The following is a 24,743-nucleotide window of genomic DNA, read 5'->3' as shown; positions in this document are numbered from 1 at the left end:
GTGGCCCATCGACACCTCCCGCGTCACACGCGCGTCCTCCCGCCCCACGGGTGACGGCCGCCGTGTCGAGTTCCCGGTTACGGATTGTGCGCGTGCCACCCTCCTGCGTGGCCACGGCTTGAGCTGGGGGGCCCGACCGGCTCCTGTCGCCGGGCCTCCAGGCAGACGCGAGGGATGTAGATGCGACACGGATGGCGGGCGATCGCGCTCGGCGCAGCACTGCTCACGACGACGGCCGGGTGCAGCTCCGCATCCGGTGCCGGTGGGACCCAGAGGACCGCCCCGGAGGCGGCGGCCTCGGCTGCGGCGACGGCGGCGCCGGGGACCTACGGCACCCCGGTCGACCCCTCACTGCCCGACCCGACCGACGTCGCCACGGATGCACCGGTCACCGCAGTGCCCGACGAGCCCCGGACACCCCTCGACACCCAGGGCCCTGACAGCGCATCGCCCGGCACGGAGGACGCGGACCCCGCGACGGTGGTCGTCACCTACTCCGGCTGGGTCGACGACACTGCCGCGGTCGAGCTGGGGGCCTACGTGGCCGGCGTGGTCGAGTCCGGCGGCAGGTGCACGCTCACCCTGACCTCGGGCTCGGCCACGGCCACGACCGAGGTGACGGCTGAGCCGGATGCCTCGTCGACCAGCTGCCCGACCATGGCCGTCCCCGGCGCCGAGCTGGCCCCGGGCAGCTGGCAGGCCGTGGTCGCCTACGAGTCCGCGAGCGCGTCGGGCCGGTCCACCCCGGTGACGGTGGCCGTCCCGTGAGCCGCGCCGTCGTACGGCTGCTGACCGTCTTCGCACTGGTCGCCACCGCGCTCGCCCTGCCCGGCGCCGGGACCACCCCGGCCAGCACTGCGCAGGCGGCCGACCTCCGGTACTTCGACGCCGGCAACATCATCTCCGACGCGGTGTTCTTCGACGGGCTCGCGATGGACCGTGGCGCGGTGCAGACGTTCCTCTCCACCAAGGGCGCCGCGTGCGTCGCCGGTGAGATGCCGTGCCTGAAGGACTACCGGCAGAACACCGCCGACCAGTCCGGCGACGCCTACTGTTCCACCTACCGGGGTGCGGCCAACGAGACCGCCGCCTCGATCCTCGTCAAGATCGGCGCTGCCTGCCGCGTCAACCCGCGCGTGCTCCTCGTCCTCCTCCAGAAGGAGCAGGGGCTGGTCACCGGCACGAGGCCCAGCGCGACGAGGTACACGAAGGCGACCGGCTTCGCCTGCCCGGACACCTCCGCCTGCAACCCGGCCTTCTCCGGCTTCGTCAGTCAGGTCTACTTCGCGGCGCGCCAGTTCCAGCGGTACGCGGCCGGGGTGGCCGGCAGCTACCGGGCCGGCCGGGACAACAAGGTCCACTACCACCCTGACCTCACTCGGTGCGGGTCGTCGATGGTGTACATCTCGAACAAGGCGACCGCCGGCCTGTACAGCTACACCCCATACCAGCCCAACGCCGCCGCACTGGCCGCCGGGTACCGCGAGGGCGACAGCTGCTCCTCCTACGGCAACCGCAACTTCTGGAACTACTTCACCGACTGGTTCGGGTCCACGCAGTCCCAGGGCGGGGGTGCGATCTATCTCAGGTACCAGGAGGCCGGTGGCGCCGACGGCCCGCTCGGTGCGCCCGCCACGACGTTCGTCTGCGGCCTGACGGGTGGGGGGTGCTTCCAGCAGTTTGCGCGTGGCGCCATCTACTGGTCACCCCGCACCGGTGCCCATGTCGTCACCGACAGCATCCGGCACCGCTGGGGCCTGCTCCGGTGGGAGACCGGCACCCTCGGGTACCCGACCTCGGACACCTGGTGCGGACTGGCCGGAGGCGCTTGCTTCCAGCAGTTCCAGGGCGGCTCCCTGTACGCCACGAGCCCCACGGCCACGGCGTACCTCGTGCGCGGCGGGATCCGCGACCGCTGGGCCGCCGAGGGCTACGAGAACGGGACACTCGGTTTCCCGACCAGCGACGAGAACTGCGGTCTGCCCGGCGGTGGCTGCTTCAGCGAGTTCCAGAAGGGCTCGATCTACTGGAGTCCGCGCACCGAGGCGCAGGTCGTCCTGCCGGACATCCGTACCGGCTGGGCGACCGTCGGGTACGAGGGCGGGGCCCTCGGCTACCCGACGAACTCCACCCGGTGCGGTCTGGCGGAGTCCGGGTGCTTCCAGCGGTTCCAGGGCGGGATGGTCCACCACACCCCGGCAACGGGTTCGCAGGTCACCCGGGGGGTCTTCCGCACCCGCTGGTCGGACCTGGGCTCGGCCAACGGCATCCTCGGGTACCCGACCGATGCCGAGTACTGCGGCCTCCGCTCGGGCGGTTGTTTCCAGACGTTCGAGAACGGTTCGCTGTACCGCAGTTCCTCCACCGGTCCGCACGCGGTCACCGGTGAGGTCCTGGAGGGCTGGGCCGCACGCCGCTACGAAGCCGGTCCGCTGGGATACCCAGTGGGCGACACCTACTGCGGGCTCACCGGCGGCGGCTGCTTCCAGCCCTTCCAGGGTGGATACCTCTACTGGACGGCGGACACCGGCGCGCACCTGGTGCGGGGCGGCATCTTCGAACGGTGGGGAGCGCACGGCTGGGAGGGCGGGCGCCTGGGGTACCCGACCAGCGACGAGTACTGCGGCCTCGCCCGCGGTGGGTGCTTCGAGACCTTCACCGGCGGTTCGATCTACTACACCCCGGCGACCGGCGCCCACTCCGTCAGCGGTGTGATCATGGACGCCTGGGCCTCCCAGGGGTACGAGACCGGGCGCTGGGGCTACCCGAAGTCGGAGCCGAGGAAGACCGCCACAGGTCTGGCGCAGGTTTTCACCGGGGGCACCGCGACGTACACCGCGGCCACCGGGGAGGTGACCTTCCGCTGACTGGACGGGTGCCGCCCCTCGGACGGCGGCACCCGTCCAGCGGTACCTACACTCGGCAGGTGCCCTCCTTCCGCTCGCTGGTGGCCCGGCTCGGGACCCGCGGACGACTGGTGGTCAAGGAGCTCAGCGCCTTCGGAGTCGTCGGTGCGGTGTGCTTCCTGATCCAGATCGGCTGTTTCCAGCTGCTCTACGCCCACCTGGGAGTCGGGGCGGTCACGTCGAACCTGCTCGCCACCCTGGTGTCCATGACCGCGGCCTACCTGGGTCACCGGCACTGGTCGTTCGCGCACCGCCGGCGCTCGGGCGTCGCCCGTGAGTACGTGGTGTTCGCCGCGATCAACGGGGTGACCCTGCTGCTCGGACTCGCTGTCGTGGCGGTGGTCCGTTACCCGCTGGGTCAGGACGGCGCCCTGGTGCTCCAGGTGGCCAACGTCGGGTCGATCGTGCTCGGCACCGTCGTCCGCTACCTGGGGTATCGCCGGTGGGTGTTCCTCGCGCCCACGGACGAGCGCGCTGACACCGACCCAGGCGGCGAGGTCGGCCTCGACGCTGCCGCGGCGCCCGTCGCCAGCTGAGCCCCGGGACCGCCTCTGCGCCTCGCCGACCGACGGTGTGCCGGCCGGCGCCGAACCACCGCAGCGGCCGCCCACCCCATCGTCGGCCCTGCCTCAGCTGGCCAGCCGCGAGCCGTCCCGGCCGGAGAGCACTTCCAGTCGACTCGGGATGCGGGTCCGCAGCTCCTCCACGTGGCTGATCACCCCGACGATCCGGCCGCCGCGGCGCAGCTCGTCGAGGACGGCCATCACCGCGTCCAGGGCACGGGGGTCGAGGGTGCCGAACCCCTCGTCGACGAAGAGGGTGTCGATCTGGACTCCTCCGCTCTCGGCGGTCACCACGTCGGCGAGCCCCAGCGCCAGCGCCAGGGACGCCATGAAGCTCTCCCCGCCCGACAGCGTCTTGGTCGGGCGGCGTACACCGGTGTACTCGTCCAGGACGTCGAGCCCCAGGCCGCCCCGGGCCCCGTGCCGGCCCTGGGCGTCGCTGTGGAGGAACGTGTAGCGCCCGCCGGACATGTCGCGCAACCGCCGGCTGGCCACCTCGGCGACCTGTTCCAGCCGCGCTGCCAGGACGAAGGACTGCAGCCGCATCCGCAGGGTGTTGGCGCCACGGCCGTTCACCAGATCGGCCAGGGTGGACACCTGCTCCGCCACAGCTCGTCGCTGGTCCAGCTCCACCTCCACCTCCGTGAGGTCGGCGCTGAGCTCGTCGAGCGCGGTGACCCGCCGTCGCGCCTCCGCGAGGGCGGCCACCGCCTGCTCGCGCACCGTCGTGGCCGACCGGCACGAGTCGGTCAGCGTCGAGAGGTCCGGCCGGGGGGCGAGGTCGGCGAGCTCCGGCCCGGCCAGGGTCGCCGTGACCACCGACCACTGCAGGTCGTGCTCGGTGACCCGTCGCCGGATCGCGGCCGCCCGGCCGTGGTCCAGCAGCGCGTCGGCCGCATCCAGCAGGTCGTCGAACCCTGCGCTGACCACTCTCTCCTCGGCGTGCCGACGGGCAGCATCGGCGGAGGTCCGGGTGCGCAGCTCCTCGACCTGGGCCCCCACCAGCGCCTCGCAGCGCTCGGCCTCGATGGTGAGCCGCCGGATCCGCGCGGGCAGGTCCGCGTCCTCACCGAGGGCCGCGGCCAGACGTTGCCGCACATCCGCCAGCGCCTCCTCGGCAGCGCTGAGCTCGGCGCGCCGCCGGACCATCTCCTCACGGGCGGCGGCCTGGGCGTCGGCGGCGGCGTCGCGGGCCGCCACGAGGGCGCCCAGCTCCCGCCGGGCGTTCGGCAGCTCGCGCGCCGCCGCACGCACCGCCTGCTCGGCCGTGGTCGCCTCGGCGGCGGCCTGGTCGAGCTCCGGGAGCGGCGCCAGCCCCGCCTGGGCACGGAGCACAGCCAGCTCGCGTTCGGTGTCCTCGAGGGCACGCTGGGCTGTCACCGACCGGGCCTCCTCCCGGTCGACCACCGCCCGAGCAGCGTCCTCGTCCGCCTGCGTGACCAGCGGCCCCTCATCCCGGGCCGGCCGGGGGTGCTCCACAGAACCGCAGACCGGGCAGTCCGCACCGCTGATCAGCCCGGCCGCCAGTTCGGCGGCCATCCCGTCCAGCCGCCGTCCGCGCACGTCACCCCAGAGCTCACGGGCGTCCAGCCAGGCCTCGCGCGCCTCGGCGCTCGCCACCCGCTGATCCGCGGCCCGGGCGCCCAGCTCCTCGGCGCCCCGGGCGGCGGCGAGCGCGGCCCGAGCCGCCTCGAGGGTGGCAGTCACGCCCGGGAGCCGTGCCTCGGCCTCTGCCGCGGCAGCGACCACGGCCTCCTGCCGGGCCACGCGGGAAGGCCACTGCCCAGCCGCGGCATCGTCGGCGGCGCAGCGCTCGGCGAGTGACTCGACCTGCACGGCGGCACCCGCCACGACCCGGGCGAGTTCCGTGGCGCGGTCGACCTCCGGGAGCAGGGCACGCAGCGCAGCCATGTCGTCCCGCAGTGAGCGGGCCAGCAGCGTGTCCGCCGTCCGCCCGTGGGAGATCTCCGACCACGCCTCGCGGACCGACTCCAGGGCCGCGTGCGCGGCTTCGGCCGTCAGGGCAGCGCGGCCAGCGGTCTCCAGGACGTCCCGGACCGGCTCCGCCCGGTCGCCGGCGTCCAACGTGGCGCGCAGGGGCACCAGCGCCTGCGCCTCGGCCTCCAGCTTCGCCAGCTCTGTCCGCGCTCGGTCCCGTCGGGCGTGCCGCTCCTCCTCGACGCGGGCGGCGGCGAGGGCGGCGTCGACACGGACCACCTCGTCGGCGGCGGTCGCCGCCTCCTCCTCCCGATGGGCCAGCTGATCTCCGGCCCCGGCGCGCACCCGACGCACCCAGGCACCGGCGTGCGACGGTGCGGCCGCGCCGACGAGCTCGGGGGCGAGCTCCTCGGGGACCTCGACGTCAGCGACCTGGGCGACCCTGGCCAGCATCGTGCTGGCCCGCATCCTCGCCTCGTCCAGGTCGGCGCGCGCGGCCCGACGTCGGTCGTCCAGCCAGGCCTCCACCCGGGCGAAACGGCCGACGTCGAAGAGCGAGCGCAGGAGCCGCCCCCGGTCCTCGGGCTCGGCCCGCAGGAAACGGGCGAAGTCGCCCTGCGGCAGCAGCACCACTTGGCAGAACTGCTCGGCGGAGAGCCCGAGCCGGTTCCGCAGGTGCTCGGATCCCTCGTCGATGCGGGTGCTGACCGGCTCCCACCCCCCGTCGGTGAGGCGTTGCACGATGAGGCGCGCCTGCTCGGTGGTCGAGCCGGCGCCCCTCTTCTTGGGACGCTGCTGCTCCGGCCGCCGGGTGACCAGCAGGCGCTCACCTCCGAGGGTGACCTCGCACTCCACCTCGGTCCGGATGTCGTGGGCAGCGTGGTCGCTGCGCAGCCGTCTCTCCTCTCCGCGTGCACCGGGGACGGTGCCGTAGAGCGCGTAGACGACGGCGTCGAGCAGCGTCGTCTTGCCTGCCCCGGTCGGCCCCCACAGCAGGAACAGCCCGTCCCGGCCCAGGCCGTCGAGGTCGACCGCCACCCGTTCGACAAAGGGACCGAAGGCCGTGAGGGCGAGCCGGTGCACTCTCACGACGCCTCCTCACGCGCCGCGGCGGCCAGCGCCCGACCGAGCAGTTCGCGCTCGTCGGCGGTCGCCGCGACGCCGCGGACGTGGTCGACGAACTCCCCCACGATCTCCAGGTCGCCGCGGCCGGAGAGCCGCTCGGTGTAGCTGCGGACGTCGGCCGCTGGACCGCCGCCAGCCCACTCCAGGTGCACGCAGTGGGGGAACCGGCCTCGCAGCCGGCGCATGGGGTCGACCGGGCGGACGGCGTCGGTGAGCTGGACGGAGACGAAGTGCTCCTCGACGGGGCCGTGGCGCGGGTCCGCGAGCAGCTCGGCCAGCTCTCCGCGCAGCACGGTCAGCTGCCGGGGGGCCGGCAGTTGCACGGCACGGACGCCGGCGAGCCCGGCGGCGTCCAGGTCGACCAGCCAGGCCTGCTTGCGCTGGCCGGCCTCGCCGAAGGAGTAGGCCAGCGGGGAGCCGCTGTACCGGACCCGGTCGCTGAGCGACTGTGGCCGGTGGAGGTGCCCCAGCGCCACGTAGTCGACCCCGTCGAAGACCGCGGCCGGTACCAGGTCGACGCCGCCCACGCAGATGTCCCGCTCGCTGTCGCTGGGGACACCGCCGCCGACGAAGGCGTGCGCCAGCACGACGGACCGGACACCGGGACGCAGCAAGAGGTCGGCACGGACACGGTCCATCGCTGCGCCGAGCACTGCCGCGTGGCTGCGGCCCTCGGTCAGCCCCAACTCGTGCCGGGCCACCTCCGGCTCCAGGTAGGGCAGCCCGTAGACCGCGACGTCGCCGTGCTGGTCGGACAGCAGCACCGGCTCGTCGAGGGCCGGCGTCAGCGCTCGCACGTGCACCCCGGACCGGGCCATCAGCCCCGCCCCGAACGCCAGCCGCCGGGCCGAGTCGTGGTTGCCGGGGGTCAGCACGACGTCGGCTCCCGCACGGCGCAGTCGCATGAGCACCCGGTCCAGGACGCCGGTGGCGTCTGCGGCGGGCACGGCCCGGTCGTAGACGTCCCCGGCGACGACCACCACGTCGACGGACTCGGCGACCACCACGTCGGCCAGCCCGCTGAGCACCGCCTCCTGCTCGGCCAGCAGGTCGGTGCCGTGCAAGGACCGGCCGATGTGCCAGTCGGAGGTGTGCAGCAGCCGCATGGGACCAAGCTAGAGGGGGGTCCGGACGGTTTCTCGCGTGCGCCCCGTCGCTCGGGCGTGCCGACCGGTGGAGGGGTGCACCGGCAGGGCCGCCCGGTGGCCCGGGTGGGCGGTGCGGTCGGGCGTCAGCGGGGCAGGGGACGGTCCCGGGCCGGTGCCCGGGCCGGCGGGTCGCCGGGCAGCAAGGGCGGGCGTGCCCGGCTCACGCACGCCGGCGCGGGGCACCGGCAGCAGCGCGTGCGGCGACCGTGGCACCTCGGCGGTGGTGGGCGCCGACACCCGCCGCGGGGCGGGTGCGAGGCGCTCCTGCAGCTGCAGGACCAGGCGCCGGCCGGGCTCCTCGACACCGTGGTGCAGAGCGGCACTGGCGAGGAGCGATACCAGGACGAGGCCAGGGACGGCGAGCACGAGACCCGGGTTGACGACCCCGCGGGCGGCCGGGTCCTGCCACCAGACGGTGAGCGCGACGTCGAGCACGAGGAAGTGGACCAGGTAGAGGCAGTAGGAGAGCTTGCCGCCGTAGACCATCGGGGCACTGCCCAGCCAGCGCGCCGGACCACGGCCGGTCAACGACAGACCGACGACCAGGAGGGGGAAGAGCACGACGATGACGCCGTAGTGGTCGATCGACACACCGGCACCGCGTTCCCAGACGGCCCACGCCGCCCAGGACGTCCCCGCGAGGGCGAGCGCCACGCAGGTCCAGACCGTTGCCAGCGCCGCCGAGTCCGTCCGCGCGGTACGGGGCACGCGGCGGTACGCCAGGGCGGAGAACATCCCCGCGGTGAAGCCGCACGCGATGCGCAGCACCCAGCTCTGCTCGAGGTCCGGCGTCCCGTGGACGAAGGCGGTCACCGCCAGCGGCGACATGACGGCCACGGCGGCTGCCATCAGCAGCCAGGCGGGCAGCCGGCGCAGAGGCCGGATGAGCCAGACGGCGAGCGGGAACAGCAGGTAGGCCGTCCACTCGGCGCTGATCGACCAGCCCGGCGGGACGAAGCTCGACCCACCGAGCTCGGAGTAGCCCCACATCTGCGTCATGCTGAGCTGCCGGAGCAGGGCCCCGAGCCCGGCGTCCGGGTGCGGGCTGACCACGTCGGCGTCCCAGCCGGCCGACCGGACGCTCCACACCCAGGCCCCACCGACCACGGTCACCACGGCCCAGGCCGGCCAGACCCGGGCGAACCGGTTCACGAGGAACCGCCCCACCACCGGGGCCGTCGGCCGGGCACCGACCCGGTCCAGGTAGCCCAGCGTGATCACGAAACCGCTGAGCACGAAGAAGAGCTCCACCCCGGTCCAGCCGGCGCCGATCAGCGGACGGACGAGGGGCAGCTGGTCGAGATAGGGGCCGGAGATGGTCTGCAGGTGCAGCAGCATCACCCAGCACGCGGCCACGGCACGAAGCCCGGTCAGGGACCGGATGTCCCCCGACCGACCGGCCCGTTCTCCGGTTGTCGCCACTGAGCTCCCCCACCACGGACGGGCGGACCATGTCGTCCTGCCTCGCTCGTGACGCTAATAGGGCTGTGTGCTCACGTTCAGTCGACGGCGCACGAATTACACCGTTGTCATTGGCAGGTGCCGACAGTGCAGCCACAGGCGTCCCACTGGCCTCACCCTGCCGCCCCGCGGCCGAAGTGGTCCCCCAGGTGACCAACACCGGCCCGCGCCCGCCGGTCGGCGTCCTCCTCGACGAGCTGGTTGAGCAGCTGCTGCACCCCCTCGCTGTCCGGGACGGCCCGGAACACGGTCGGGCCGCCCTCCCCCGCCGTCTCGATCGAGACGGTGCCGGAGTTGACCAGCCGCTCCCACAGGGTCTGCCGGAAGGAGACGTCGGTGATCCGGGACAGGCCGATGTCCCGGCCGTGTCGGGACAGGATGCCGACCCGGTACAGCAACCGGTGGGTGGTCAGCACGTAGTGCGTGGTGCGCCAGCGCAGCAGGGGCGCGACGACCAGGAACACCGCGAGGACGACGGCGACCCCCACGACGACCAGCCGGTACAGCCCCTGCTGGTCCCCCGCGGGCACGATCGCGGCACCGAACGAGGCCAGGCCGACGAGGACCAGGAACGCCACGATCGGCCAGAAGACGGTCAGCCAGTGCGGGTGCAGGTGGCGCTCGACCTCTTCATCGGCACCGAGCACCTTGTCGGGGTAGGCCACCCCGCCAGGATGACCTACCCGGCTGGGCGCGTCACCGGCTCGGCCGCACGTGTCGCACGTCGCCGGAGGCGAGCTCCAGGAGCCCGGCGTCGGTGCGGACGACGAGCCGGCCGTCCCAGTCGACCGCCTCGGCGACCCCGTCGAGCACCGAGCCGTCGGGCATCGTCACGGTGACGGCGGAGCCGACCGTGCTGCACCAGGCGAGGTAGTCCTGGGCGAGCCCGGAGGAGACCGGGTCGCCGAGCACCTCCACCCAGCGGGCGTAGCGCTGCTCCAGCGCGCGGAGGAAGGTCAGCAGCACCGCCGGCCGGTCGACCGGCTCGCCACGCACCAGCTCCAGCGAGGTGCCGGTGTCGGGCAGCTCGTCGGGGCGGGTGGAGACGTTGAGCCCGACGCCCACCACCACGGCGTTGCCCGAGCTCTCGGCCAGGATGCCCGCCAGTTTCCGGCCGTCGGCGGCGAGCAGGTCGTTCGGCCACTTCAACGAGGCGCGGACGCCCGCGACCTCCCCGACCGCCTCGGCCAGCGCCACCCCGGTCAGCAGCGACAGCCAGGCCCGCCGGGCCGCGGGGACGTCGGGGCGCAGCAGCACCGAGACCGTCAGCCCCGCCCGCGGCGGCGACGTCCAGGTGCGGTCCAACCGGCCCCGCCCGGCCACCTGGTGCTCGGCCACCAGCACCAGCCCCTCGGCGGCGCCGTCGGCCGCCCGGGCGACCAGCTCGGCGTTCGTCGACCCGATCGCCTCGACGACCTCGACCGCCCGCCACAGGCCGCCGCCGGAGGTGAGGGCGGCGGTCAGCGCGGCGGCGTCGAGGGCCGGCCGGTCGGCGGGCGGAGCTGCGGTGCGGGAGTTGTCGGGCACGTCACCTACGCTACGGCGCTGTGAGTGCCGCCGAACTGGAGAGCGCGGGAGGACCCGTCCCCGCCGACCTCGACCTGCACACCACCGCCGGCAAGCTGGCCGACTTCGAGCGGCGGGTGGAGGAAGCCACGCACGCCGGGTCGCAGCGCGCCGTGGAGAAGCAGCACGCCGCGGGCAAGATGACCGCCCGGGAGCGGATCGAGGCGCTGCTGGACCCGGGCTCGTTCACCGAGCTCGACGAGTTCGCCCGGCACCGGTCGGCCAACTTCGGCATGGACGCCAAGCGGCCCTTCGGGGACGGCGTCGTCACCGGGTACGGCACGGTCGACGGCCGGCCGGTCTGCGTCTTCTCGCAGGACGTCACCGTGTTCGGCGGCAGCCTCGGCGAGGTCTACGGCGAGAAGATCGTCAAGGTGCTCGACCTGGCCATGCGCAACGGCTGCCCCATCATCGGCATCAACGAGGGCGGTGGCGCCCGGATCCAGGAGGGCGTGGTCTCCCTCGGTCTCTACGCCGAGATCTTCCGGCGCAACGTGCACGCCTCCGGGGTCATCCCGCAGATCTCGCTGGTGATGGGGGCCGCCGCCGGCGGCCACGTCTACTCCCCCGCGCTGACGGACTTCATCGTCATGGTCGACGGGACCAGCCAGATGTTCATCACCGGCCCCGACGTGGTGAAGACGGTGACCGGCGAGGACGTGACGCTGGAGGAGCTGGGCGGCGCCCGCACCCACAACACCAAGTCCGGCGTCGCGCACTACCTCGCCGAGGACGAGGCCGACGCGCTGGACTACGTGAAGGCCCTGCTGTCGCACCTGCCGAGCAACAACCTCGACCCGCTGCCGGCCGTCGAGGTCCCCCCGGTCGACATCGCCCTCCCCGAGGCGCTCACCGACGACGACCGCGAGCTGGACACCTTCATCCCGGACTCGCCGAACACGCCCTACGACATGCACACCGTCATCGAGCACGTCCTCGACGACGGCGAGTTCCTCGAGGTCCAGGCGCTGTGGGGTCCCAACATCCTCACCGGTTTCGGCCGGGTCGAGGGCCGCCCGGTCGGCGTGGTGGCCAACCAGCCCACCCAGCTCGCCGGCACCCTGGACATCGACGCCAGCGAGAAGGCCGCGCGGTTCGTGCGCACCTGCGACGCCTTCAACATCCCGGTGCTCACCTTCGTCGACGTCCCCGGCTTCCTGCCCGGCACCTCGCAGGAGTGGGACGGGATCATCCGCCGGGGCGCCAAGCTGATCTACGCCTACGCCGAGGCGACGGTCCCCAAGATCACGGTCATCACCCGCAAGGCCTACGGCGGCGCGTACGACGTGATGGGCTCCAAGCACCTGGGCGCCGACGTCAACCTCGCCTGGCCGACCGCGCAGATCGCGGTGATCGGGGCCCAGGGAGCCGTCGGCATCCTCTACCGCAAGGAGCTGGCTGCGGCCGAGGACCCGGAGCAGCTGCGCGCCGAGCTGGTCACCGAGTACGAGGACACGCTGGCCAACCCCTACATCGCCGCCGACCGCGGGTACGTCGACGCGGTGATCCCCCCGTCGCACACCCGCGTCCACGTCGTCCGGGCACTGCGGCTGCTGGCCAACAAGCGCCAGACGCTGCCCGCCAAGAAGCACGGGAACATCCCACTGTGATGACCGAACAGACCACGCCCTCACTGCTGCAGGTGGTCCGCGGGAAGCCCAGCGCCGAGGAGCTGGCGGCGCTGACCGTCGTCGTCGCGGCCCTGTCCCAGCGCCGCCCCCGTCGGCGTCCCACCCCGGTCGGGGCCTGGGCCGAGCGGGCCGACGTGCTGCGCCGGCCGCTGCTGGCCGGCCCGGGTGGCTGGCGCGCCTCGGGGCGGGCGTCATGACCCGGCGGCTCGTGCTCGCCTCGCAGTCCCCCGCCCGCCTGCAGCTGATGCGCCAGGCGGGGCTGAACCCGGAGGTGGTGGTCAGCGGCGTCGACGAGACGGCGGTGACCGCACCCCGGGTCGGCGAGCTGGTCGCCCTGCTCGCCGCCGCCAAGGCCGCCGCGGTCGCCAAGGACCAGACCGACGCGCTGGTGATCGGCGCCGACTCGGTACTGGAGTTCCGCGGCCAGGCGCTCGGCAAGCCGTCCGACACCGCCGACGCGCGGGGCCGCTGGCAGCGGATGGGCGGGCGCAGCGGCGTCCTGCACACCGGTCAGGCGGTCTTCGACGTACGGGACGGCGGCGTGGCCCAGCGGGACGTCGGCGTCTCCTCCACCGTCGTCCACTTCGCCACGCCGACGCCGGAGGAGCTGGAGGCCTACCTGGCCACCGGTGAACCGCTCGGCGTGGCCGGCGCCTTCACCCTCGACGGGCTGGGTGCGCCGTTCGTCCGCCGGATCGAGGGCGACCCGTCCGCGGTGCTCGGCCTCTCGATGCCGCTGCTGCGCACCCAGCTCGCCAAGCTCGGCCTGGCGATCACCGATCTCTGGCGACGCTGACCGTCCGGCGCCCCTCAGCCCGCCCCGCCTCTCAAGGGAGAACCAACGTGCAGAAGGTCCTGATCGCCAACCGCGGTGAGATCGCGGTGCGGGTGGCGCGCGCCTGCCGGGACGCCGGGCTGACCAGCGTCGCGGTGTACGCCGACCCCGACCGGGACGCCCTGCACGTGCGCACTGCCGACGAGGCCTTCGCCCTCGGCGGGACGACGCCTGGTGACTCCTACCTGGTGATCGACAAGGTCATCGACGCCGCCCGCCGGTCCGGCGCCGACGCCGTGCACCCCGGCTACGGCTTCCTGTCCGAGAACGCCGACTTCGCCCGGGCGGTCATCGACGCCGGGCTGACCTGGATCGGCCCCTCCCCGCAGGCGATCATCGACCTCGGCGACAAGGTCGCCGCCCGGCACATCGCCACCCGCGCGGGCGCTCCCCTGGTGCCCGGCACCAAGGACCCGGTCGCGGACGCCGACGAGGTGGTCGCCTTCGCCCGCGAGCACGGCCTGCCGGTGGCGATCAAGGCCGCCTTCGGTGGCGGCGGGCGCGGCCTGAAGGTCGCCCGCACCCTCGAGGAGATCCCCGAGCTGTTCGACTCCGCCGTGCGCGAGGCCGTCTCCGCGTTCGGCCGCGGCGAGTGCTTCGTGGAGCGGTTCCTGGACAAGCCCCGGCACGTCGAGGCCCAGGTGCTCGCCGACACGCACGGCAACGTGATCGTCGTCGGCACCCGGGACTGCTCGCTGCAGCGGCGCAACCAGAAGCTGGTGGAGGAGGCCCCCGCGCCGTTCCTCACCGACGAGCAGCGGGGGCGGATCCACTCCTCGGCCAAGGCCATCTGCGCCGAGGCCGGCTACGTCGGGGCGGGGACCGTCGAGTACCTGGTCGGCACCGACGGCTCGATCTCCTTCCTGGAGGTCAACACCCGGCTGCAGGTCGAGCACCCGGTCAGCGAGGAGACCTCCGGGATCGACCTGGTCCGCCAGCAGTTCCGGATCGCCGAGGGACTGCCCCTGGAGATCACTGAGGACCCCACGCCACGGGGGCACAGCCTCGAGTTTCGGATCAACGCCGAGGACGCCGGCCGCAACTTCATGCCCGCCCCGGGACCGGTGACGAAGCTGGAGATCCCGCAGGGCCCGGGCGTGCGTTGGGACTCCGGGGTCGAGACCGGCGGCGAGGTGGCCGGCGCGTTCGACTCGATGCTGGCCAAGCTGATCGTCACCGGCGCGACCCGCGACGAGGCCCTCCAGCGGGCCCGCCGCGCGCTGGCGGAGCTGGTCGTGGAGGGCATGCCGACCGTCGTGCCGTTCCACCGTGCGGTGGTCGCCGACCCGGCCTTCACCAGCGCACCCTTCACGGTGCACACCCGCTGGATCGAGACCGAGTGGGACAACCAGGTGCAGCCCCACGGCCCCGCCGCGGAGACCGACGAGGCCGAGCCGCGGCAGACCGTCGTGGTGGAGGTCGGTGGCCGCCGGCTGGAGGTGTCGCTGCCCGCCGGGCTGGCCGCCGGCGGGCCCGCCCCGGCCGGTGGTGCCGCGAAGCCGCGCAAGCGCAGCGGCGGTGGCGGGTCGGCCGCTTCCGGGGACTCCCTGACCGCGCCGATGCAGGGCACCATCGTGAAGGTGGCCGTCTCCGACGGTGCGACCGTCGCGGCCGGTGACCTGGTCGTCGTGCTGGAGGCGATGAAGATGGAGCAGCCGATCGTCGCCCACAAGGCCGGCACCGTCTCCGGGCTCGCGGCCGAGGTCGGCGCCAGCGTCACCAGCGGCGCCGTCCTCTGCACGATCGCCGACACGGACTAGTACCGGGACGGAGGTGCGCCGCCACCCCTGAGTGACGGCGCTACTGACGGGGCGTTCGCCGAGCACGTCAGCCGAGCACGACGACGGCCCCGCGGCTGGGCGTCCACGTGATCCGGCCGCGCTGGAACCGCTGCACGCTACCGCCACGCACACTCTGCTCGTCGGCCACCGGGTATCCCAGCGCACCGACCTCCCACCCACTGGCACCCCACCGGTCCCGGATCGCCCCGAACACCACATGAGCCGACCCACCGGCCGTCGCGCTGTACAATGACCCGCCCTGGAACCACTGGAAGCAGCCACCACCCACCAGCCCACAGAACGTGTCCGACACCGGATAGCCCAGCGCACCCTTGTACGCCCCCGACGCCCGCCACCTGGCCTGCACCGAGCCGTTGAGCACCACCCGGGCGCCGGTGGCCGGTGACCAGTACACGGCCCCGCGCTGGAACCGCTGCACGCTCCCGCCACGGGTCCCGTGCTCGTCGGCCACCGGGTACCCCAGCGCACCGACCTCCCACCCACTGGCACCCCACCGGTCCCGGATCGCCCCGAACACCACATGAGCCGACCCACCGGCCGTCGCGCTGTACAACGACCCGCCCTGGAACCACTGGAAGCAGCCACCACCCACCAGCCCACAGAACGTGTCCGACACCGGATAGCCCAGCGCACCCTTGTACGCCCCCGACGCCCGCCACCTGGCCTGCACCGAGCCGTTGAGCACCACCCGGGCGCCGGTGGCCGGTGACCAGTACACGGCCCCGCGCTGGAACCGCTGCACGCTCCCGCCACGGGTCCCGTGCTCGTCGGCCACCGGGTACCCCAGCGCACCGACCTCCCACCCACTGGCACCCCACCGGTCCCGGATCGCCCCGAACACCACATGAGCCGACCCACCGGCCGTCGCGCTGTACAACGACCCGCCCTGGAACCACTGGAAGCAGCCACCACCCACCAGCCCACAGAACGTGTCCGACACCGGATAGCCCAGGCCGCGCTCCGAGCCGCCGGCGGCCCAGCGGTCCCGGACGACACCGGTCACCGTGCGCGCGCCGGTGCCCGGCGACCAGTAGATCGACCCGCCCACGAAGTGCTGGGAGCACCCGCGGGCGACCAGCCCACAGGTCAGTGCGCTGGTCCGGGCGCCGAGGGCGCCTCCAGCGCCACCGAGCTCGTTCCATCGAACGGTCACCGGATGGGTGCGCGTCGCCACCTCCACCGTGGCGCCGGACGGGGTCACGCTGGTCACGGTGATCGTGAAGTCGCCACCGGAGATGGGAACCGGCACACCGCGGACCAGGGCCGTCGCCCGATCGACGGACCACTGCGCCCTGCGGGAGGGAGTGGCGTCGAGCAGCAGTGAGGTGTCCCGCCCTCCGGCGCTGCGCCGCATCGTCACCCCGGCCTGCACGCCCGGCCAGTTCGCCGTCGCGGAGGCGAGCCAGGCGTCTCGCCCAGAGGCCTGGCGGTACTCCAGCCAGTAGACGGCCCCCTCCGCATCGGTGAGCCGGAGCGTGCGGGTACCCGATCCTGCAGAGACCGGCACGAGGGTGCGGGTCACGGTCGCGCCCGACGCAGCCAGCGCCACGGTCTCCTCTGCCGGCAGGAAGCCGAGCCGAGCAGCCTGGGGGGCGTTGAGCGTGCCCACTTCGTCCCAGGAGATGCCCATGACGTCGTACCAGTCGTTGTAGGCCGTGACCTGGCAGCTGTCGGTCTCGGTCGCCCCGTCGCACTGCAGTTCGGACGAGTGACCGAGGCCCATGTTGTGACCCAGCTCGTGGGCGAGGAGTGAGGTGGCGACCTCACGCACGTACAGCCGTCCACCGGCCGTGGGCGAGGAGCCGACCTCGGCCAGGCCGTAAGGGCAGGAACCGGCACCCTCCGGGAGGTGCACCAGCAAGTGCTTGCCGGGTCCGGCGGTCCAGCCGACCATCCGAGCGGCCTCGTCCCAGAGCCCCTGAGGATCGGCGCAGGAAGCTGTCGTCGGTGTGCTGCGCAGATCACGGGAGGCCGTCACCTTGATGGTCGCCGCACCGTTGCTCTGCTCCGACCAGAACGCCGCCACCGGCCCATCGACCGCCGACACCACGTCCGAGAGGGTTCGCCTGTCAGCCGCCGTCCCCTGCGGGACGACCATGACGACGGTGACGGCGTTGGTCACGGTGCCGGCCGCGCTGACCGGTGGCGGGGTGGCGAGCGGCGCCGTGGTCACCACGGTGGCCTCGACGACCTCTCGCGCCGGGTCGAGCCCTTGCTCCACCGCCTGGTCGACGACCTCGTCGCCCACCGTGACCGCGACGGTCGCGCCCACCTCGGCGCTGACGACCTCCTCGATGTCCTCGGTGGACACGCGGACGGCGCCGCCGGTAGCGGTCTCGATCCAGGAGAGCGGGCCTTCCTCCGCATGTTCGGCGGCGTCGGCCGGCTCCTGGTACTCCGGCCAGGCCTGGACCAACTCCCCTACGACCGTGTCCCCGGCCTCGACCGTGGTGGGGCCGACCTGCTCGGCCAGCGCGGACGGAGGGACGACCAGACCGGTGCCGGCGACCACCGCAGCACCCAGCACGAACGCCCCAGCGCGGGTCCACCGCACACGACGCTGCTTCAAGGCGGTGTGGAACACGAGCACTCCAGGGCGTCGAGGGACCGGCCCCCCTTCCATCGGCGCCCCGGACCGCGATCGTGAGGTCTCCGCACCGATCGGGTGACCGGTGGGGACGGCTCCCTCAGCTGTGCTCGTCCTCGATTCCCATCAGCCGGCGGCCGGCCTCGGTGATCGAACCGGACAGCGACGGGTAGATCGCGAAGGTCTGCGCCAGGTCTCCGGCGGTCAGCCCCTTGGTGACGGCCAGCGCGATCGGCAGGATCAGCTCCGAGGCCCCGGGCGCCACGACCACACCGCCGATGACGACGTCGGTCGAGCGGCGGGCGTACAGCTTGACGAAACCGCTGTGCAGGTCGCCCATCTTCGCCCGGGCGTTGGTGACCAGCGGCAGCCGGATGACCTCGACGTCGGCGTCCTCGGTGAGCGACTTCTCCTGCACGCCGACGGTGGCGATCTCCGGGTGGGTGAAGACGTTGGCCGAGACGGTCTTCAGCCGGATCGGCGCGACCGCCTCGCCGAGGGCGTGCCACATGGCGATCCGGCCCTGCATGGCGGCGACGGAGGCGAGCTGGAACACCCCGGTGACGTCGCCCGCGGCGTAGACGCCGGCGACGGTGGTGCGGGAGACGCGGTCGACGACGACGTGCCCGGCCGGCGTGAGCTCGACCCCGCAGGCCTCCAGGTTCATCCCGCCGCTGTTCGGCACGGTGCCCACGGTCATCAACGCGTGCGAGCCCTCGACGACCCGGCCGTCGGTCAGCTCGACCCGGACGCCCTTCTCGGTGCGCACGACCTTGTCGGCGCGGCTGCGCTCGGCGATCTTGCCGCCCCGGGACTGAAAGACCTCCTCGACGACTGCCGCGGCGTCGGCGTCCTCCCCGGGCAGCACCTGGTCGCGCGAGGAGACGAGGGTGACCGGTACGCCGGCCTCCAGGTAGCCGGAGGCGAACTCCGCACCGGTGACACCGGAACCGATCACGATCAGGTGCTCGGGCATCTCGTCGAGCTCGTAGACGTCGCGCCAGGACAGGATCCGCTCGCCGTCCGGCTCGGCGCCCGGCAGCACGCGCGGGTCGGCGCCGGTGGCGATGAGGACGACGTCGCCCTCCAGCGTCTCGGTGACCTGCCCGTCGGCGTCGACGACCTCGACCCGGTGCACGGTCAGGCCACGCGCCTCGTCGGCCAGCCGGGCCGAGGCGCGGATGATCCGCACCCCCTCGGACTCCAGGCGGTGGTGGATGTCGGAGGACTGGGCGACGGCCAGCCCCTTGATCCGGCTGTTCACCGTCGCCAGGTCCAGCGCCGCCCGGCCCAGCTCCGTCCCGGTGACCCCGAGGGCGACGGAGTCGCGCACCCAGGTCATCGCACCGGCGGAGGCGATGAACGTCTTGGACGGCACGCAGTCGGTCAGCACGCTGGCGCCGCCGATGCCGTCGCGCTCCACGACCGTGACGTCCGCACCGAGCTGGGCGGCGACGAGCGCGGCCTCGTACCCGGCCGGGCCGCCGCCGATGATGACGATGCGGGTCATGGGTGCTGCTCCCAGTGCTGGACCGATGTGTGCACCCGCCATTGTCCCTGTTGCGACAGGCGCTGTCGGCCACCGACGCGACCGCACCGCGCACCGAGCGCCTCGCTAGGCTGCCCGGGTCGGGTTGTGCTCCCGCGACTGCCGTTCGATCGCGATCAGAAGGACACGTGACCACCGACCCACGAGGACCCGGCGACCTGTGGGGCCAGCTGGTCCGCTTCGTCGTCGTCGGGCTGTTCAGCGCCGTCGTCGACCTCACCGTGTACACCCTCGCGCTGCACCTGGGCCTGTGGGTGCACGCCGCCCGCGCGCTGAGCTTCGTCTGCGGCACGAGCACTGCCTACGCGTTGAACCGGCGGTGGGCGTTCCGGGTGGCGGGCGGCCGGAACCGGGTCCTCGGCTTCACGCTGCTCTACAGCACGACCTTCTTCGTCATCCTCGGCGTGAACGCGCTGGCCCTCGCCGTCCTCCCGGACCGCTCGTGGACCATCACGCTGGCCTGGGCGATCTCCCAGGGGTTCGGCACGGCGGTCAACTTCGTCATGCTGCGGACCGTCGTCTTCCGCAGCTGAGGTTCAAGCCGGCGCGGTCCCGAAGGCGTCCAGCAGCTGCCGGGCGGCGAGCGCCGGGGTGAGCTCGCCGGCCAGCACCGCCGCCTCGAGCTCCGGCGCCGCCGACCGCACCGCGGGGTGTTCGCGCAGCTGGTGCTCCAGCCCGTCGCGGACCAGCTGCCACGTCCAGCGCACCTGCTGGGCCCGGCGCCGCTCCGCCAGCTGCCCCGAGGCCCGCAGCCGGTCCTGGTGTGCGACGACCTGGGCCCACACCTCGGCCAGCCCGGCACCGCTGAGCCCGGCGCAGGTGAGCACGGGGACGGGTTCGCCCCGCAGCATCCGGAGCGCCCCGGCCAGCTCCCGGGCGGCGCGGCGGGCGTCGACCTCGCCCGGGCCGTCGGCCTTGTTCACCGCGATGACGTCGGCGATCTCCAGGATCCCGCGCTTGATCCCCTGCAACTGGTCACCGGTGCGGGCCAGGGTGAGGAACAGGAAGGTGTCGACCATCTCGGCGACGGCGACCTCGGACTGACCGACGCCGACGGTCTCCACCAGGACGACGTCGTACCCAGCCGCCTCGACGACGACCATCGACTCCCGGGTCGCCTGGGCCACCCCGCCCAAGGTGCCGGCGGTGGGCGCGGGCCGGATGAACGCGGCCGGGTCGACGGCGAGGCGGGCCATCCGGGTCTTGTCGCCCAGGATCGAGCCGCCGGAGCGGGCCGACGACGGGTCGACGGCGAGCACCGCCACCTTCGACCCGGCCGCGGTCAGGTCGACGCCGAGGGAGTCGATGAACGTGGACTTGCCGACCCCGGGCACCCCGCTGATCCCCACCCGCCGGGCCGCCCCGGCGTGCGGCAGGAGCTGGACCAGCAGCTCCTGGGCCGCCTGCCGGTGGTCGGCCCGCCGCGACTCGACCAGCGTGATCGCCCGCGCCACCGCCCGCCGTTCCCCGGCCAGCACCCCCTCGGCCAGCGCGGGGACGTCCGGTACCGCCATCAGTGGCCGAGACGCTGGGCCAGCGTGCGGAGCAGGTCCTGCGCGGCGTCGGCGATGACGGTGCCGGGCGGGAAGACCGCCGCCGCGCCCATCTCCCGCAAGGTCGGGACGTCGTCGGGCGGGATCACGCCACCCACCACGACCAGCACGTCCTCGGCACCCAGCTCGGCGAGGGCGTCGCGCAGCGCCGGGACCAGGGTGAGGTGGCCGGCGGCGAGGGAGGAGACGCCGACGACGTGCACGTCGGCCTCCACGGCCTGGCGGGCGACCTCGTCGGGCGTCTGGAACAGCGGGCCGACGTCGACGTCGAAGCCGAGGTCGGCGAAGGCGGTGGCGATCACCTTCTGCCCGCGGTCGTGCCCGTCCTGGCCCATCTTGGCCACCAGGATCCGCGGCCGGCGCCCCTCCGCATCGGCGAACGCCGACGCCAGCGCCCGGGTCTCCTCCACCGGACCCGCTCCCCCAGCCTCGTCGCGGTACACCCCGGAGATGGTGCGCACCTGCCCGGAGTGCCGGCCGTAGACCGCCTCGAGGGCGTCGGAGATCTCCCCCACCGTCGCCTTCGCCCGTGCGGCGTCCACCGCCAGCTTCAGCAGGTTGGAGTCCAGGTCGCTGCCCCGCCGCCCGTCAGCGGCGGCGCGGGCGGCGTCGGTCAGCCGGCCGAGCGCCTCGGTCACCGCACCGGCGTCCCGGGAGGCACGCAGCTCGGCCAGCTTCGCCTTCTGCTGGGCGAGCACGTCGGCGTTGTCCACCCGCAGGACCTCGACGGCCTCGTCGGCCTCGACCCGGTACTTGTTCACCCCGATCACCGGCTGGCGGCCGGAGTCGATCCGCGCCTGGGTGCGGGCCGCCGCCTCCTCGATCCGCAGCTTCGGGATGCCGTCGTCGATCGCCTGCGCCATGCCCCCGTGCTCGGCGACCTCCTGGATGTGCGCCCACGCCCGGCGGGCCAGGTCGTAGGTCAGCTTCTCCACGTACGCCGACCCGCCCCAGGGGTCGATGACCCGCGTCGTCCCGGACTCCTGCTGCAGCAGCAGCTGGGTGTTGCGGGCGATCCGGGCGGAGAAGTCCGTGGGCAGCGCGAGCGCCTCGTCCAGGGCGTTGGTGTGCAGCGACTGGGTGTGCCCCTGGGTGGCGGCCATCGCCTCCAGGCAGGTCCGGACGACGTTGTTGTAGACGTCCTGCGCGGTCAGCGACCAGCCCGAGGTCTGGCAGTGGGTGCGCAGCGACATCGACTTCGGGTTCTGCGCGCCGGCCTCGCGCACCAGCTTCGCCCACAGCAGCCGCCCGGCCCGCAGCTTGGCGACCTCCATGAAGAAGTTCATGCCGATGCCCCAGAAGAAGCTCAGGCGGGGCGCGAAGACGTCGACGTCCAGGCCCGCCGCCTTGCCCGCCTGCAGGTACTCCACCCCGTCGGCGAGGGTGTAGGCCAGCTCCAGGTCGGCCGTAGCCCCGGCCTCCTGGATGTGGTAGCCGGAGATGGAGATCGAGTTGAACCGCGGCATCTGCGTGGAGGTGAACCGGAAGATGTCGCTGATGATCTGCATCGAGGGCTTCGGCGGGTAGATGTAGGTGTTGCGGACCATGAACTCCTTGAGGATGTCGTTCTGGATCGTCCCCGTGAGCTGGTCCGGGCTCACCCCCTGCTCCTCGGCAGCGAGCACGTAGAGCGCCAGCACCGGCAGGACGGCGCCGTTCATCGTCATCGACACGCTCATCCGGTCCAGCGGGATGCCGTCGAACAGCTGCCGCATGTCCAGGATCGAGTCGATCGCCACCCCGGCCATCCCGACGTCGCCGACCACGCGCGGGTGGTCGGAGTCGTAGCCGCGGTGGGTGGGCAGGTCGAAGGCGACCGAGAGCCCCTTCTGCCCGGCGGCCAGGTTGCGCCGGTAGAAGGCGTTGGACTCAGCAGCCGTGGAGAACCCGGCGTACTGGCGCACCGTCCACGGCTGGGTCGTGTACATCGTCGGGTAGGGCCCGCGCAGGTAGGGCGCGATCCCCGGGAGGGTGTCCAGGAAGTCGACGTCGGCGAGGTCGGCGGCGCTGAGCAGCGGCGGGACGGCGATCCCCTCCGGTGTCTGCCAGGTCGCCTCGCCGACGTCCCGGCCGGTGGCGTCGGCGTAGGCCTTCGCCCAGTCGTCCACCGTCGCCGTCGGCTGCGGGCGGCCCAGCTCCAGCCCGCCGAAGTCGGGGATCGCGCTCATGCCCTTCCCTCCCCTCGGGCAAAAATGACCATTTCTGCCCCCAGCAGTCCATCGAGGACGGTCCTCAGGACCTCCAGGGCGTCGCACCCAGCGTGCACGTACCCGTCGACCCCGTCCACCGCCAGGGACGGCGGTCCGGCCAGCCACACCTGGGTGGCCCCGGCCGCCCGCAGCTCGGCGGCGAGGGAGGCAGCGGAGGCGTAGTCGCGGTCGGTGCCGCAGATGCAGGCCACCGTCGTCCCGGCGAGGCCGTCGACCCCGTCGCCGGCGGGCGCCGCCAGCCCGCCGGCGCCGAACAGGTTGGCCGCGAAGGTGGCCCGGGCGGTGTGCCGGGCGACCGGGCCGATCGTGGCCAGGTGCACCCGCGGGCGGGGGTCGACCGCATCGACCCGGTCGCGCAGCTGCTCGAATGCCTGCGACGCCCGGACCCGTGGCAGCCCGCCCGGTGCCGCGGGCAGCGCCTCGGCCGCCGGACGGCGGACCGGCAGCACCTCGGCCGGGTTCGGGAACTCGGTGACGCCGGTGATCGCGTCGGTGCGGTGCGCGATCCGCTCCTGCCGCTCCGCCCACGCAGCACCGATGCGCTCGGCGACCAGCCCGGAGGAGAGCGCGGCGGCCAGCCCACCGGCGCGCTCGACCTCGGTGAACCAGGACCAGGCGGCCTGGGCGAGGGACTCGGTCAGCGACTCGACGTACCAGGAGCCACCGGCCGGGTCGAGCACCCGGGCCAGGTGCGCCTCCTCGACCAGCAGGGCCTGGGTGTTGCGGGCGATCCGCCGGGCGAAGGCGTCAGGCAGCCCGAGCGCGGCGTCGAAGGGCTGCACCGTCACCACGTCGGCACCGCCGACCCCGGCGGCGAAGCAGGCGACCGTGGTGCGCAGCATGTTCACCCACGGGTCGTGCCGGGTGACCATCACGTTCGAGGTGACCGCGTGCTGGCGCATCGCCCGCGCCTCGGCCGGCACCCCGCTCGCCTCCCCCACCCGGTCCCACAGCCGGCGCGCCGCGCGCAGCGCGGCGATGGTGGTGAACTGGTCCGCGCTCGCCGACAGCCGGAACTCCACCTGGCCGAAGGCGTCGGCGACGTCCAGCCCGCCCGCGGTGAGCGCCCGGAGGTAGGCCACCCCCGCGGCAACCGCGCAGCCGAGCTCCTCCACCACCGAACCACCGGCGTCGGCGACGACCGTCCCGTCGGCGACGACGGTGCGCCAGCCCGCCGGCGCCCGGCGGGCCAGGTCGGCCAGGCCGGTGAGGTCCTGCGGCTCCCCGGTCGCCGCCTGCACGCTCAGCGGGTCCAGCCCCAGGCACCCGCCCGGCGCCAGGTCGGCGCGTCCGTCGACCAGCGCCAGGAACGCCTCCGCCGCGGGCACCCCGCCCTGCAGGGTCACCGGTGCCAGGTCCAGCAGGACGTCGGCCAGCACCTCGCCCAGCGCACCGGCCGGCACGGCGCCGTCGCCGACCACCAGCCACAGCGAGGAGACGCCGTTCTCCAGGTCCGCGGCGATCGCCTCCCGGGTGCGCGCCACGTCGGGGTCGGCGTGCCGCTGCCGCACGTCCCAGCCCCCGGGCACGTCCGGGTCGGCGCCGCCGGCGGCCGTCACCCCGGCCGCCCCGGCCCGGGCACCGCGGACGAACGGCGGCAGCCCCGGCGCCCCGGCCAGCGCGGGCAGGTCCCCGGCGTCCTCGGCGGTGTACAGCGGAGCCACCGACACCCCGGTGGCGACCGGCACCCGCAGCGCCTCCTCGACCGGGTCGGGCAGCTCCTCCCGGCCGGCCTTGCGCAGCACCCCGGCCACCAGCTCACGCCACTGGTCCCGGGTCGCCGCGGGGAACTCCCCGGCCAGGGGCAGGACGTCGGGCGCGGCCGGCTCGGCCGGGGGGCCTGCGGATCGCTGGTCGGAGGAGCTCATC

18 protein-coding genes are annotated in these 24,743 nt (G+C 73.7%); 8 read left to right on the top strand and 10 right to left on the bottom strand.

Annotated elements, in window-relative coordinates; genetic code table 11:
* Nucleotides 1–180 precede the first annotated feature (180 nt).
* From FB380_RS10735 to FB380_RS10725, 3 genes are read left to right on the top strand one after another with little or no spacing between them, the layout of a single operon-like run.
* The gene (locus FB380_RS10735) at nt 181–768 is read left to right on the top strand and encodes a hypothetical protein (protein WP_166755039.1); all 588 of its coding nucleotides are present in this window, start codon (nt 181–183) and stop codon (nt 766–768) included.
* The gene (locus FB380_RS10730; RefSeq protein ID WP_166755038.1) at nt 765–2,867 is read left to right on the top strand and encodes an LGFP repeat-containing protein; all 2,103 of its coding nucleotides are present in this window, start codon (nt 765–767) and stop codon (nt 2,865–2,867) included. The genes FB380_RS10735 and FB380_RS10730 overlap by 4 nt, the downstream gene beginning before the upstream one ends.
* A gap of 59 nt (nt 2,868–2,926) precedes the next feature.
* On the top strand, nt 2,927–3,442 hold the full coding sequence (locus tag FB380_RS10725) for a GtrA family protein (protein ID WP_166755037.1): 516 nt from the start codon (nt 2,927–2,929) through the stop codon (nt 3,440–3,442).
* A gap of 93 nt (nt 3,443–3,535) precedes the next feature.
* On the opposite strand, the gene FB380_RS25975 is transcribed toward FB380_RS10725, so the two are convergent.
* From FB380_RS25975 to FB380_RS10700, 5 genes are all read right to left on the bottom strand, one after another.
* The gene (locus tag FB380_RS25975; protein WP_166755036.1) at nt 3,536–6,496 is read right to left on the bottom strand and encodes an AAA family ATPase; all 2,961 of its coding nucleotides are present in this window, start codon (nt 6,494–6,496) and stop codon (nt 3,536–3,538) included.
* Nucleotides 6,493–7,638, bottom strand: a complete 1,146-nt coding sequence (locus tag FB380_RS10715; RefSeq protein WP_166755035.1) for an exonuclease SbcCD subunit D — start codon at nt 7,636–7,638, stop codon at nt 6,493–6,495. Before FB380_RS10715 ends, FB380_RS25975 begins: the two co-directional genes overlap by 4 nt.
* A 9-nt stretch (nt 7,639–7,647) precedes the next feature.
* The gene (locus FB380_RS10710; RefSeq protein WP_268237748.1) at nt 7,648–9,102 is read right to left on the bottom strand and encodes an acyltransferase family protein; all 1,455 of its coding nucleotides are present in this window, start codon (nt 9,100–9,102) and stop codon (nt 7,648–7,650) included.
* A gap of 152 nt (nt 9,103–9,254) precedes the next feature.
* Nucleotides 9,255–9,806: a PH domain-containing protein gene (locus FB380_RS10705; RefSeq protein WP_166755033.1), complete on the bottom strand. Its 552-nt coding sequence runs from the start codon at nt 9,804–9,806 to the stop codon at nt 9,255–9,257.
* Nucleotides 9,807–9,837: 31 nt separating this feature from the next.
* Nucleotides 9,838–10,668, bottom strand: coding sequence for a biotin--[acetyl-CoA-carboxylase] ligase (locus FB380_RS10700; protein ID WP_166755032.1), 831 nt, complete (start codon nt 10,666–10,668; stop codon nt 9,838–9,840).
* A gap of 20 nt (nt 10,669–10,688) precedes the next feature.
* Here FB380_RS10700 and FB380_RS10695 point away from each other — a divergent pair, with 20 nt between their 5' ends.
* The 4 genes from FB380_RS10695 to FB380_RS10680 are packed head-to-tail and all read left to right on the top strand — an operon-like array spanning nt 10,689 to nt 14,933.
* Nucleotides 10,689–12,317, top strand: a complete 1,629-nt coding sequence (locus FB380_RS10695; RefSeq protein ID WP_166755031.1) for an acyl-CoA carboxylase subunit beta — start codon at nt 10,689–10,691, stop codon at nt 12,315–12,317.
* Nucleotides 12,317–12,535, top strand: a complete 219-nt coding sequence (locus FB380_RS10690) for an acyl-CoA carboxylase subunit epsilon (protein ID WP_166755030.1) — start codon at nt 12,317–12,319, stop codon at nt 12,533–12,535. Before FB380_RS10695 ends, FB380_RS10690 begins: the two co-directional genes overlap by 1 nt.
* On the top strand, nt 12,532–13,134 hold the full coding sequence (locus FB380_RS10685) for a Maf family protein (protein ID WP_166755029.1): 603 nt from the start codon (nt 12,532–12,534) through the stop codon (nt 13,132–13,134). Before FB380_RS10690 ends, FB380_RS10685 begins: the two co-directional genes overlap by 4 nt.
* Nucleotides 13,135–13,181: 47 nt before the next feature.
* Nucleotides 13,182–14,933, top strand: a complete 1,752-nt coding sequence (locus FB380_RS10680) for an acetyl/propionyl/methylcrotonyl-CoA carboxylase subunit alpha (RefSeq protein ID WP_188959609.1) — start codon at nt 13,182–13,184, stop codon at nt 14,931–14,933.
* 67 nt (nt 14,934–15,000) lie between these two features.
* Here the strand turns inward: FB380_RS10680 and FB380_RS25970 are convergent, their stop codons facing one another.
* Together FB380_RS25970 and FB380_RS10670 are read right to left on the bottom strand one after the other, a co-directional pair.
* Entirely contained in the window at nt 15,001–17,559 is a 2,559-nt protein-coding gene (locus tag FB380_RS25970; RefSeq protein ID WP_166755028.1) for a hypothetical protein, read from the bottom strand.
* A 103-nt stretch (nt 17,560–17,662) separates the two neighbouring features.
* Nucleotides 17,663–19,072 (bottom strand): NAD(P)H-quinone dehydrogenase, encoded by a 1,410-nt coding sequence (locus tag FB380_RS10670; RefSeq protein WP_166755027.1) that lies wholly within the window; start codon nt 19,070–19,072, stop codon nt 17,663–17,665.
* Nucleotides 19,073–19,239: 167 nt separating this feature from the next.
* Between FB380_RS10670 and FB380_RS10665 the strand changes: the two genes are divergently transcribed.
* Entirely contained in the window at nt 19,240–19,644 is a 405-nt protein-coding gene (locus FB380_RS10665) for a GtrA family protein (protein ID WP_166755026.1), read from the top strand.
* Between the two features lie 3 nt (nt 19,645–19,647).
* On the opposite strand, the gene meaB is transcribed toward FB380_RS10665, so the two are convergent.
* The 3 genes from meaB to FB380_RS10650 are packed head-to-tail and all read right to left on the bottom strand — an operon-like array spanning nt 19,648 to nt 24,742.
* Nucleotides 19,648–20,625 (bottom strand): methylmalonyl Co-A mutase-associated GTPase MeaB, encoded by a 978-nt coding sequence (gene meaB / locus FB380_RS10660; RefSeq protein ID WP_166755025.1) that lies wholly within the window; start codon nt 20,623–20,625, stop codon nt 19,648–19,650.
* A complete protein-coding gene (gene scpA / locus FB380_RS10655; RefSeq protein ID WP_166755024.1) occupies nt 20,625–22,832 on the bottom strand; it encodes a methylmalonyl-CoA mutase in 2,208 nt (735 codons plus the stop codon). The genes meaB and scpA overlap by 1 nt, the downstream gene beginning before the upstream one ends.
* Nucleotides 22,829–24,742, bottom strand: coding sequence for a methylmalonyl-CoA mutase subunit beta (locus FB380_RS10650; protein WP_166755023.1), 1,914 nt, complete (start codon nt 24,740–24,742; stop codon nt 22,829–22,831). The genes scpA and FB380_RS10650 overlap by 4 nt, the downstream gene beginning before the upstream one ends.
* Between the last annotated feature and the right edge of the window lies 1 nt (nt 24,743).

The sequence above is a fragment of the Modestobacter marinus genome, from assembly GCF_011758655.1.
GTDB classification, from domain to species: Bacteria; Actinomycetota; Actinomycetes; order Mycobacteriales; family Geodermatophilaceae; genus Modestobacter; species Modestobacter marinus.
Note: the sequence above shows the minus strand (reverse complement) of the source record. Positions and strands in the feature narration are given on the sequence as shown.

Bases quoted from the DNA above. Each gene is read 5' to 3' on its own strand.
- FB380_RS10650 (WP_166755023.1), bottom strand. From the start codon at position 24,742: ATGAGCTCCTCCGACCAGCGATCCGCAGGCCCCCCGGCCGAGCCGGCC.
- meaB (WP_166755025.1), bottom strand. From the start codon at position 20,625: ATGGCGGTACCGGACGTCCCCGCGCTGGCCGAGGGGGTGCTGGCCGGG.
- scpA (WP_166755024.1), bottom strand. From the start codon at position 22,832: ATGAGCGCGATCCCCGACTTCGGCGGGCTGGAGCTGGGCCGCCCGCAG.
- FB380_RS10690 (WP_166755030.1), top strand. From the start codon at position 12,317: ATGACCGAACAGACCACGCCCTCACTGCTGCAGGTGGTCCGCGGGAAG.
- FB380_RS10735 (WP_166755039.1), top strand. From the start codon at position 181: ATGCGACACGGATGGCGGGCGATCGCGCTCGGCGCAGCACTGCTCACG.
- FB380_RS10685 (WP_166755029.1), top strand. From the start codon at position 12,532: ATGACCCGGCGGCTCGTGCTCGCCTCGCAGTCCCCCGCCCGCCTGCAG.
- FB380_RS10670 (WP_166755027.1), bottom strand. From the start codon at position 19,072: ATGACCCGCATCGTCATCATCGGCGGCGGCCCGGCCGGGTACGAGGCC.
- FB380_RS10715 (WP_166755035.1), bottom strand. From the start codon at position 7,638: ATGCGGCTGCTGCACACCTCCGACTGGCACATCGGCCGGTCCTTGCAC.